Source organism: Streptomyces sp. NPDC052721 (assembly GCF_040678315.1).
Taxonomy (GTDB): Bacteria; Actinomycetota; Actinomycetes; order Streptomycetales; family Streptomycetaceae; genus Streptomyces.
The window spans coordinates 158502-168488 of sequence record NZ_JBFATL010000013.1 but is presented as its reverse complement, the minus strand read 5'-3'; the positions used below and the strand labels follow the sequence as shown (position 1 = coordinate 168488).

Here is a 9987-nt window from a genome sequence, read left to right as displayed (position 1 = left end):
CCTCGTACTGGATGTACTTGGGTCGGGGCCCGGTGCGGCGAGAGTGCGTGCATGGCGTCGCGCGGCAGACGGGAGTTTGACGACAGGGCCTAGGGGCCCATCGTGTCCGCGAAGGCAACGGCCGGGGCCGCCACCCCCCACAGGAGAGGCCCCGGCCGTCGCGCGGACGGGCCGCGCGCGGCCCGTACTCTCTTCAGCGCCGTGGGTGCGGTTTGTGTCACACCCCGCCACACCGCGGGCACATCGCGACCCCGGCCCGACCTCACGCTGCGCACATCCGAACCCGGTCACGAGTTAGTTGCATCTTCTACAGACATGGACGAGCAGAGGTTTCACGCCGTAACGTGCCTTTCGCGCCGACCGAAGACAGGCGTAAAGGGAGTACGGTGCTGGGGGACGACGCGGAGCTGACCGCCGCGGTGCGTGCGGCACAGGACGGGGACGAGACCGCGTTCCGTACGGTGTACCGCGCGGTGCACCCGCGCCTGCTCGGATACGTGCGCACGCTGGTCGGCGACCTGGACGCAGAGGACGTCGCGTCCGAGGCCTGGCTGCAGATCGCCCGCGACCTGGACCGCTTCAGCGGTGACGCCGACCGGTTCCGCGGCTGGGCCGCCCGGATCGCCCGCAACCGCGCCCTGGACCACATACGCATGCGGGGCCGCCGCCCCGCCATAGGCGGCGACGAGACGGAGCTGACCGGCCGCGCCGCCGAGTCCGACACGGCCGGCGAGGCCATCGAGGCCCTGGCCACCGACAGCACCCTGTCCCTGATCGCCCGGCTCCCGCAGGACCAGGCCGAGGCGGTCGTCCTGCGCGTGGTCGTGGGCCTGGACGCCAAGACCGCCGCCGAGACCCTCGGCAAACGCGCGGGCGCCGTCCGTACCGCCGCGCACCGCGGTCTGAAGCGCCTCGCGGAGCTGATCGGCGACGATCCGGAATCGGCGGGCGGACTCGACGCGCTCCCGCCGCAGAGAGAACCGCGCCGCGGCGCGGTGACGTCCGCAACTGTGACGCATACACGTGCGCGGACGCAGAAGGACATGTGATGGCCGACGAGCAGTACAAGTGGCTGAACCGTGAGACGGCGGAACGCCTGCTGCGCGGTGAGTCACTGGAAGCCGTCGACCCCTCCGCCCGTGACCAGGCCGAACGTCTCTCCCGGACGCTCGGCGCGCTGTCCGCGGAGGCGGCTCCCGCCTCCGGTGAACTCCCCGGTGAGCAGGCCGCCCTGGCCGCGTTCCGCAAGGTCCGCGAGGCCGCCGAGGCGGAGCGCACCGCCGCGGCGCACGCCCCCGCCACCACCCGCACCCCGGCACGCGGCGCCGACGCCGGCCTGGTCCGCATCGGCGCCCAGGCCCGTACCGGAATCCGCACCCGGCGCCCGCGCTGGGCCCGCCCGGTGCGCCTGGCCCTCGCCGCCGCGGTGGCCGCGGGCACGCTCGGCGGGGTCGCCGTGGCCGCCGGCAGCGGAGTGCTGCCCACGCCGTTCGGCGACGAGCACCCCCGCCCTTCCACCTCGGTCTCCCCCGACACGACCACCGGACAGCCGCTCGGTTCACCCTCCGCACCGGGCGACGGGACGGGCACGGGCACGCCGGACGGCGGTACCCGAGGGCGCGGCGGCACCGATGACGAGGCCGCCGGGACGGGCGACGGCGCCGGCCGGCACGCCGTACCCGGCTCCAAAGCCCCCTCCGCGACGTCGGGCACCGGGTGGCTCGGTGCCACCGCGGCCTGTCGTGCGCTGCGGGACGGCAAGGACCTGGACGCCGGCCGCAAGCGCGCGCTGGAACACCTGGCGGGCGGCCCCGGCCGCGTGACCACGTACTGCAAGGTGCTGCTGGGGCCCGGCGACTCCGCCTCCGGAGGCACGGGCGGCGCGAAGAGCGGCGGCAGTGGCGAGAACACCGGCCAGGGCTCGGAGAACGGCAAGGGCGAGGGCGGCGGCGGCAAGGACGGCGGCGGCAAGGGCAAGGGCGACGACGGTCCCGCCGGCCCGGGCGGCGGGAAGGGTGGCGGCAAAGACGGTGGTAAGGGCGGCGGCAAGGGGGACGGCAAGGGCGGCGGCCGGCACGGCGGTGGCGCCGCCCCCGCTCCCTCGGCCTTCGCGCCCGCGCACCCCGGCGCACCCGGCAACGGCTCCACGACCCCGTCACCGACTCCGACGTACACCGCGCTCTGATCGACGTCACCCCGCCTGACCTGCGCTTTTGCAGGCATCGAAAATTTTTCGGCGGGAGGTGTGACGTTTCTGGAGCCTGTGACGCAGTAATGAGTGAGCCGACTGGTCATCGGCCGTCGCACGGAGCCGGGGTTCCCCCCGTACCCGCGGCTCGTGCACCTGGCGCGGGCGGGACACGTTCCCCCGGTCCCGCCCGCGCCCCGCAACGCACACGCTCAGCAGGGCGCCTCACCAGGACACGACGACCTTGTCGCCGATCCTCACCTGCGCGAAGAGCCGGGCGATCGCCGTCTCGTCCCGGACGTTGACGCATCCGTGCGAACCGCCCGCGTAGCCGCGCGCCGCGAAGTCGTACGAGTAGTGGACCGCCTGGCCACCGCTGAAGAACATCGCGTACGGCATCGGTGAGTCATAGAGGGTCGACACATGGTGCCGTGACTTCCAGTAGACGGTGAACACACCTTCGCGGGTCGGGGTGTACTGCGTGCCGAACCGCACCGCCATCGTGGACAGGGTCCGTCCGTCGACCATCCAGCGCAGGGTCCGGCTGGTCTTGCTGATGCACAGCACCCGCCCGGTCAGACAGCGCGGGTCCGGTGCGGCGGCCGGCTGACCGCCCCTCGGATACAGCTCCCACCTGCCCGGCGGACGCGTCATCGCCACCAGCCGCTGCCAGGTGACGGCGTCCGTCGCGCCGGTCCGGGGCAGCCCGCGCTTGCCCTGGAAGCCCTTGACGGCCTGCTCGGTCGGGCCGTCGTACGACCCGGTCGGCCCCACGGCCAGCCAGGCCACCTGGCGCAGCCGCGCCTGGAGTTCCCGCACGGCAGGCCCGTTGTCCCCGCGCGACCACAGCACCCGCGGCGCGGGCACGGTGGGCGTGGCGGCCGGCGTGGCGCTCGGCGTGGCCGTCGGCGGAGCGGCCGGTGCCGTCCGGACGGTGCCGGGCCCCGGGCTGCTCCGGGCGGTGCCGGCACCTGGACTGCCCGGCGGTTCCACACGCACCGGCAGGCCTCGTTTCCCATCGGCGCCCGCCGGCTGCACGGTGCACCCGCAGAGCGCGGCGAGCACGGCGGCCGAGGCGAGCAGAGCGGCAGATCTCCCCGGGATCCTCATGCCCGGGATGCTTCCCCGCGTGACCGCCGCCGAACTACGGGGCATGGTGAGGAGTACCCGTCCTACCGCGCGGAGGCAGCGATGGCACAGCAGTCGGCACGTCAGTCGGAGTCGGGCCTGCCGATCGAGCCGGTCTACGGGCCGGCCGACCTGACCGGCTGGGACCCGGCCCGGAAACTGGGCGAACCGGGCGCGTACCCGTTCACCCGCGGGGTCTACCCGACCATGTACACCGGCCGGCCCTGGACCATGCGCCAGTACGCGGGCTTCGGTACGGCGGCGGAGTCCAACGCCCGCTACCGGCAGCTGATCGCCCACGGCACCACCGGCCTGTCCGTCGCCTTCGACCTGCCCACCCAGATGGGCCACGATTCCGACGCGCCGCTCGCGCACGGCGAGGTCGGCAAGGTGGGCGTGGCGATCGACTCCATCGAGGACATGCGAGCGCTCTTCGACGGCATCCCGCTGGACCAGGTCTCGACGTCCATGACGATCAACGCGCCCGCCGCGCTGCTCCTGCTCCTGTACCAGCTGGTGGCGGAGGAACAGGGGGTGGCCGCGGACCGGCTGACGGGCACGATCCAGAACGACGTCCTGAAGGAGTACATCGCCCGGGGCACGTACATCTTCCCGCCGAAGCCGTCCCTGCGGCTGACCGCGGACATCTTCCGGTACTGCACCGCCGAGATCCCGAAGTGGAACACGATCTCGATCTCCGGCTACCACATGGCCGAGGCGGGCGCGTCCCCGGTGCAGGAGATCGCGTTCACCCTCGCGGACGGCATCGAGTACGTCCGTACGGCGGTGGCGGCGGGCATGGACGTGGACGACTTCGCCCCGCGCCTGTCGTTCTTCTTCGTGGCCCGTACGACGCTGCTGGAGGAGGTCGCCAAGTTCCGGGCGGCGCGCAGGATCTGGGCGCGGGTGATGAGGGAGGAGTTCGGGGCGCGCGATCCCAAGTCGCTGATGCTGCGCTTCCACACCCAGACGGCGGGCGTGCAGCTGACGGCCCAGCAGCCGGAGGTGAACCTGGTACGGGTCGCCGTCCAGGCCCTGGCGGCGGTCCTCGGCGGCACGCAGTCCCTGCACACCAACTCCTTCGACGAGGCCATCGCGCTGCCGACGGACAAGAGCGCGCGGCTGGCCCTGCGGACGCAGCAGGTGCTGGCGCACGAGACGGACGTACCGGCGACGGTGGACCCGTTCGCCGGTTCCTACGCGGTCGAGCGGATGACGGACGACGTGGAGGAGGCGGCCGTCGACCTGATGCGCAGGGTGGAGGACCTGGGCGGGGCGGTCGCCGCGATCGAGCGGGGTTTCCAGAAGGCCGAGATCGAGAAGAACGCGTACCGCATCGCGCGGGAGACCGACTCCGGTGAACGGGTGGTGGTCGGGGTCAACCGGTTCCGGCTGGACGAGGAGGAACCGTACGAGCCGTTGCGGGTGGACCCGGCGATCGAGACGCGCCAGGCCGAGCGCCTGGCCAGGCTGCGGGCGGAACGCGACCACGCCGCGGTGACCGCGGCACTGGACGCGCTGCGGAAGGCCGCGGAGGGCGAGGACAACGTCCTGTACCCGATGAAGGAGGCGCTGCGGGCGCGGGCGACGGTGGGGGAGGTCTGCGGGGCGCTCCGCGACGTCTGGGGGAGCCACGTACCGAGTGACACCTTCTGATCCCCCGGGCGCCCTTCTGGACGGGGAGGACCGAGTGTCGTACCCCCGTGCGACACTCCCTCCATGTTCGGCGTCATCGACCTCCCCACCTATCTCGCGGGCCTGCTCCTGATCGTGCTGCTGCCCGGCCCCAACTCCCTCTACGTCCTGTCCGTGGCCGCTCGCCGCGGTGTGCGGGCCGGTTACACGGCCGCCGCCGGTGTGTGGTGCGGCGATACCGTGCTGATGACGCTGTCCGCCGCCGGGGTCGCCTCGCTGCTCCAGGGGAACGCGCTGCTGTTCGGGATCGTGAAGTACGCCGGTGCCGGATATCTGAGCTGGCTGGCGATCGGGATGCTGCGGGCCGCCCGGCAGATGTGGCGGACCCGGCGGGAGCGGGCCGCCGAGGAGGCCCCGCGCGCCCAGGGCACGGACGAGCGGCCCTTCCGCCGCGCCCTCGTCGTCAGCCTCCTCAACCCCAAGGCGATCCTCTTCTTCATCGCCTTCTTCGTGCAGTTCGTCGACCCGGGCTACGCCTACCCGGCCCTCTCCTTCGTCGTTCTCGGCGCCTTCGCCCAGCTGGCCAGCGGGCTCTATCTCAGCGCCCTGATATTCGGCGGCACACGGCTGGCCGCGGCGTTCCGCCGGCGCAAGTGGCTGTCCGCTACCGCTACGTCGGCGGCGGGGGCGCTGTTCCTGGGGTTCGCGGTGAAGCTTTCGCTCGCCTGATCGCCTCGCCGGACCGGGCGGACATGGGTGCGTTCTTCGGGTGCGGGTTCGTGGGGGCTGGTCGCGCAGTTCCCCGCGCCCCTGGCGGTGTTGCGCCCAGGAGGCCGTCGTGTCCCACCGCAACGCCCCGCTGACGCCGGCCGGCGGGCTGCGTCCGGCCCGGCGTGGCGTAGAGGACGACCGGCAGTTCGAGGAGGGGCCGGCGCTGGCCGTCACCGGCATCGGGGCGCGGTACGGAATCAGCTGAGGGCGGTCGGGGCAGGCGTACGGGCCTTCTTCAGCGCCCGCTTCAGCCGGGGGCCGAACGGTTTCTCCACGAACCGGTGGATCAGCCACGCCAGCGTCAGCATGCCGAGCACGGTCACGGCGAGCGTCGGCCACGGCGGCAGCCCGAGCCCCCGGTGCAGCACCCGGATGACGAACCAGCCCAGGTGCTCGTGGACCAGATAGAACGGGTACGTCAGCGCCCCGGCCGTGACCAGCCAGCGCCAGGAGGCCCACCGCGTCCAGCCCACCGCCACCGCGGCCACGGCCGCGAAGGCGAGGGTGACGACGGCGATGATGACGTACGGGCTGCGGTGGAAGTCGCCCTGCGCGCCCGGGTGCCACAGGCCCTGGGTGGCGGTGCTCTGCCCCAGCAGCCAGGACACCGCGACGATGCCCCACAGCAGCAGGTCGCCGCCGAAGCGGTGGATCAGGTACAGGGCCAGTCCGCCGACGAAGAAGGGGGCGTACTCGGGCATGACCAGCTGGTCGGTGAGCGCGTCGCCGGAGGTGCGGCACACCACCGCCGCCAGGGTCCACACACAGCAGAAGAGCACCACCCGGCGGTAGGTGACACCCCGTAGGACGACGAACAGCGCGAACAGGGCGTAGAAGCGGACCTCCACCCAGAGTGTCCAGCACACGCCGAGGACGCGGGTGGCGCCCATCGGCTGTTGCAGCATCGTCAGGTTGACCAGGAACTCGTCCGGCCGGACCGGGTGGACGACCACGGGCAGGGCCACGGCCGCCGCGGTGACCAGCACCAGGGCGACCCAGTAGGCGGGGTAGAGGCGGGCGACCCGGGAGCGGAAGAAGTCACCGAGGGTGCGGCCCCAACTGCTCATGCAGATCACGAAACCGCTGATGACGAAGAAGAACTGCACGCCCAGACAGCCGTAGGCGGCCATCTGGGACAGGGTCGGGAAGACATGGGCCGGGCTCTGGTGCCAGGACGCGGAGACCGGGCCGCCGCGTCCGGCGTAGTGGTAGAGGCAGACCATCAGCGCGGCCAGCAGTCGCAGTCCGTCCAAGGCGTGCAGACGGCTCTGGCGTTCATGGGCCGTTCCGCGGGCCGGGGGAGCGGGTACGGCGGCGAGGACGGAGGAGGAAGCAGGCATGGTTCTCGGCACCCAACCCGACCGGCGTTAATCGTCTTCGTCTTTCCGGTGAAGATCTGCCTTCGGGAGCAATCGTTTCATCGGCCGTCGGCAACAAGGCCCTGGAAACGCGGCTACGACGACGAACCGCACCTCACCCTGCGGATCGGCGAGGGAAGCGCTCGGCGAGGAACGCGAGGCCGTCGCCGCCTGCGAGCGCTACCCGGAGCTGATCACCGAGGACGGATTGCGTGTCGCCGCCCGCGTCACCGGGCTGCGCCGGGCCGCCGAACGCGAACTGCTCGGCCTGCTGCGCCGCCGGTGCCCGCGCTCCGCCGACTTCGCCGCCGGGCCCGCCACCGCCGTCCGGGCCGAGGGCCCCTGTGGAAGGTCACCGAGGAGAACGCGGCCCGGATCCGCCGGATCCCCGGCCGACAGCAGACAGGGCGGGCCCGGTCCGGGCCCGCCCCGCCGCAAGGGCCGCTCAGCGCCGTACGGCCTGGCGCAGACTGCGCGCCTTGCGCGCCACCCGGCGGACCGTCGCGTTGCGCGGGAGGAACGACAGCTGGGACGGCACACCGCCCGGCAGGGCCAGCGAGGTCAGCCGCTTGCGCTTGAAGTAGCGCAGGGTCCGCTCGTTCAGGTTCTGCGCCAGCCAGCTCTCCGTCTCCGCGCGCAGCCTAGGCAGGATCTTCGGCTGCATCGCGAAGCCCACCGCGCGCACCAGCGCGCCCAGAGCCTCCACGTCCATGCCCGGCCGCTGCCCGGTGACGGCCGCCTCGTCGGTCAGCTCGGGCAGCAGCGCGTCGACGAGGGTGACCGGGACGCGGTTGCTGTTCTCGTACGGCGTCAGCCGCTCCAGCAGCAGGTCGGTGCCGACCCGGGCGACCGGGAGGCCGTACAGCGCGGACGCGGTGAGCAGGGCGGTGGAGAAGCAGCCGACGACCAGCGCGGGACGCATCCGCTGGTACAGCACCTCCGCGAGCACCGGAGTGTCCAGCACGGTCAGTTCCACCTTCAGCCGCTCCGCCTCCTGCTCCAGGGAGCGGGTGAAGCGGGCCGGGGCCGACGGGTGCGGCTTGAACACCACCGTGGTGTGGCCGAGCGCGGCCGCGCCCTTCAGCATCCGCACATGCAGGTTCTCCTCCTGCTCGGCGGTGAGGATGTCCAGCGCGGACAGGTACTGGCCGAGCAGCAGCGCGGGCTCCTGGACGTCCGGCAGCTCATCGCCGAGTGGCGCCAGTTCGGCGAGGACCTTGGTGAAGGCGGCCGTCGGCAGGACCTCGCCGGGCACCCCGAACTCGGTGAGCAGCAGCGGCGTCAGGCCCGGCACCAGGTCCAGGTGGAGGACCCGGTCCACGCGGGTGCCGACCAGCGGGTCGATCTTGTTGCGGGTGGGACCGTAGCTCATCAGGCCGTCGGCGTAGACGGTGACCGGGGCGCCGGTGAAGATCTGCGCGAGCGCCAGCGACGGGTTCACCTGGATCGACTCGACGGCCAGCTCGACGTCGTCGGTGCCGAGCCCCCACTCGTGGCGCAAGTACCGCTCCCACAGCGGCAGGTCGTCGCCGCGGGGCGCCCAGCCGCCGGGGTGGAACGGGAAGATCGCCTCGTTGTACGACACCACGTCGTCGAACCGGTCCCGCAGCCGCTCGAAGCCCGGCATCTCGTTCAGCGCCGGTGAGGTCTCGGGCGTGGCCGCGTTGTTGCAGACCAGCAGGATCCGCCGGTCGGCCGGGCGGAAGCAGCCGGAGTCCAGGGCGGCGGCGAGCGTGGCCGTGCCGTACAGCGTCGACGCCTGGAAGATCTGGGTGGTCACGCGGCGGCCCCCGCGGGGGCGGGACGGCGGCGCAGCCGGCGCAGCCGGGTGGCGCGCTGGAGGTCCATGGAGTCCAGCGCCTCGTCCAGCACGTCCTGTGGCATGCGCCGCAGGGCGGCGGCACTCAGGGATTTCAGTTTCTTCGCCACCGCCGGCTCGAACCTTTCGATGGATCCCAGGTGATGGGAAATGATCGCGCAATAGGTGCGGACGGCCTTCGGCAGCAGGACGTCGGCCTCCCGGTCTGCCGCCGTCTCCGCGATGACCTGGTCGAACGCCCGGATGAAGTCGAGCTGCCGCACATCGCCGATCTGCGTGAGCGACGAGGCGACGCCGCGCCGGTAGAACACGCCGAGCAGGCTCACCGCGGCGAAGGATTCCGCCTCCCGGTGCAGCTTCCAGATCCACGGCCGGTCCTCGGCCGTGCGCAGCCCGTCGGTGAAGTGCAGCAGCCCCTTGTCCACCAGCCGGCGGTGGTAGATGCCCGCCCACGCGTACGCGTAGTCCACCGAGGTGGACCGGTCGGCGGGCAGGATCGCCTCCCGCGGGCTGAGCACCGTGTTCCGCCGGCCCACCGGCACCCGGTGCACGCCGCGCGCCCGGGCGGTGCACTGCACATGGTCGGTGCGCAGGAAGTCGCAGCCCAGCTCCTCGACGGCGGCGAGCAGCTTCGGGTAGTAGCCGGGGGCGAGCCAGTCGTCGCCGTCCAGGAAGGTCAGGTACTCGCCGCGCGCCCGGTCGATCCCGGTGTTGCGCGCGGTCGCCAGCCCTCCGTTCTGCTCGTGCCGGACCAGGACCGCGCCCGGCAGCTCGCGCTCCGCACGCGCGAGAATCTCTGGTGTCCCGTCGCGGGAGCAGTCGTCGACGAGAATGAATTCGAAGTCCTCACGCGCATTCGACTTCAGACTCCTGAGCGTGTCTGGCGCGTATTGCTGCACGTTGTAGAACGGCACGATGACGGAGAGCTTGACCACGTCAGGGACGTTAGGGCGCGGCCCGTCATTCGTCTTGACGGTCTGTTTGATGCCGGGTGAACGGCACGTGGCGAAGCTGTGAACCGGGCTGTTCTGCGCGGCTGTCGCGGCCCGATTCGCCATTCGGCGATGTGCTGTTAACCGTTTGTTGCA

Annotated in this window: 9 protein-coding genes; 5 read left to right on the top strand and 4 right to left on the bottom strand. The window is 72.3% G+C overall.

The window, feature by feature from the left end:
• The first annotated feature begins 386 nt into the window (after window positions 1-386).
• Together AB0L21_RS15835 and AB0L21_RS15830 are read left to right on the top strand one after the other, a co-directional pair.
• Window positions 387-1049, top strand: coding sequence for an RNA polymerase sigma factor (locus tag AB0L21_RS15835; protein WP_365698971.1), 663 nt, complete (start codon window positions 387-389; stop codon window positions 1047-1049).
• Window positions 1049-2185: a hypothetical protein gene (locus AB0L21_RS15830; protein ID WP_365784489.1), complete on the top strand. Its 1137-nt coding sequence runs from the start codon at window positions 1049-1051 to the stop codon at window positions 2183-2185. The genes AB0L21_RS15835 and AB0L21_RS15830 overlap by 1 nt, the downstream gene beginning before the upstream one ends.
• Before the next feature lie 228 nt (window positions 2186-2413).
• On the opposite strand, the gene AB0L21_RS15825 is transcribed toward AB0L21_RS15830, so the two are convergent.
• Window positions 2414-3298, bottom strand: a complete 885-nt coding sequence (locus tag AB0L21_RS15825; protein WP_365698974.1) for a L,D-transpeptidase family protein — start codon at window positions 3296-3298, stop codon at window positions 2414-2416.
• An 81-nt stretch (window positions 3299-3379) separates the two neighbouring features.
• On the opposite strand from AB0L21_RS15825, the gene AB0L21_RS15820 reads away from it, so the two are divergent.
• The 3 genes from AB0L21_RS15820 to AB0L21_RS15810 all read left to right on the top strand — a co-directional run bounded on the left by AB0L21_RS15820 (window position 3380) and on the right by AB0L21_RS15810 (window position 5927).
• On the top strand, window positions 3380-4972 hold the full coding sequence (locus AB0L21_RS15820; protein ID WP_365784487.1) for a methylmalonyl-CoA mutase family protein: 1593 nt from the start codon (window positions 3380-3382) through the stop codon (window positions 4970-4972).
• A 63-nt stretch (window positions 4973-5035) separates the two neighbouring features.
• Window positions 5036-5680 carry a leucine efflux protein LeuE gene (gene leuE, locus AB0L21_RS15815; RefSeq protein ID WP_365784485.1) on the top strand — a complete coding sequence of 215 codons (645 nt, stop codon included), beginning with the start codon at window positions 5036-5038 and terminating at the stop codon, window positions 5678-5680.
• Between the two features lie 109 nt (window positions 5681-5789).
• A complete protein-coding gene (locus tag AB0L21_RS15810; RefSeq protein WP_365784483.1) occupies window positions 5790-5927 on the top strand; it encodes a hypothetical protein in 138 nt (45 codons plus the stop codon).
• Here the strand turns inward: AB0L21_RS15810 and AB0L21_RS15805 are convergent.
• The 3 genes from AB0L21_RS15805 to AB0L21_RS15795 form a co-directional block, all read right to left on the bottom strand.
• Entirely contained in the window at window positions 5920-7062 is a 1143-nt protein-coding gene (locus tag AB0L21_RS15805) for an acyltransferase (protein ID WP_365784481.1), read from the bottom strand. The genes AB0L21_RS15810 and AB0L21_RS15805 overlap by 8 nt on opposite strands.
• Before the next feature lie 463 nt (window positions 7063-7525).
• Window positions 7526-8860 (bottom strand): polysialyltransferase family glycosyltransferase, encoded by a 1335-nt coding sequence (locus AB0L21_RS15800; RefSeq protein ID WP_365784479.1) that lies wholly within the window; start codon window positions 8858-8860, stop codon window positions 7526-7528.
• Window positions 8857-9834 (bottom strand): glycosyltransferase family 2 protein, encoded by a 978-nt coding sequence (locus tag AB0L21_RS15795; protein WP_365698979.1) that lies wholly within the window; start codon window positions 9832-9834, stop codon window positions 8857-8859. Before AB0L21_RS15795 ends, AB0L21_RS15800 begins: the two co-directional genes overlap by 4 nt.
• Between the last annotated feature and the right edge of the window lie 153 nt (window positions 9835-9987).

Excerpts from the sequence above, each read along its gene's own strand:
- AB0L21_RS15825 (WP_365698974.1), bottom strand. The coding sequence starts at position 3,298 with ATGAGGATCCCGGGGAGATCTGCCGCTCTGCTCGCCTCGGCCGCCGTG.
- AB0L21_RS15820 (WP_365784487.1), top strand. The coding sequence starts at position 3,380 with ATGGCACAGCAGTCGGCACGTCAGTCGGAGTCGGGCCTGCCGATCGAG.
- AB0L21_RS15830 (WP_365784489.1), top strand. The coding sequence starts at position 1,049 with ATGGCCGACGAGCAGTACAAGTGGCTGAACCGTGAGACGGCGGAACGC.
- leuE (WP_365784485.1), top strand. The coding sequence starts at position 5,036 with ATGTTCGGCGTCATCGACCTCCCCACCTATCTCGCGGGCCTGCTCCTG.
- AB0L21_RS15805 (WP_365784481.1), bottom strand. The coding sequence starts at position 7,062 with ATGCCTGCTTCCTCCTCCGTCCTCGCCGCCGTACCCGCTCCCCCGGCC.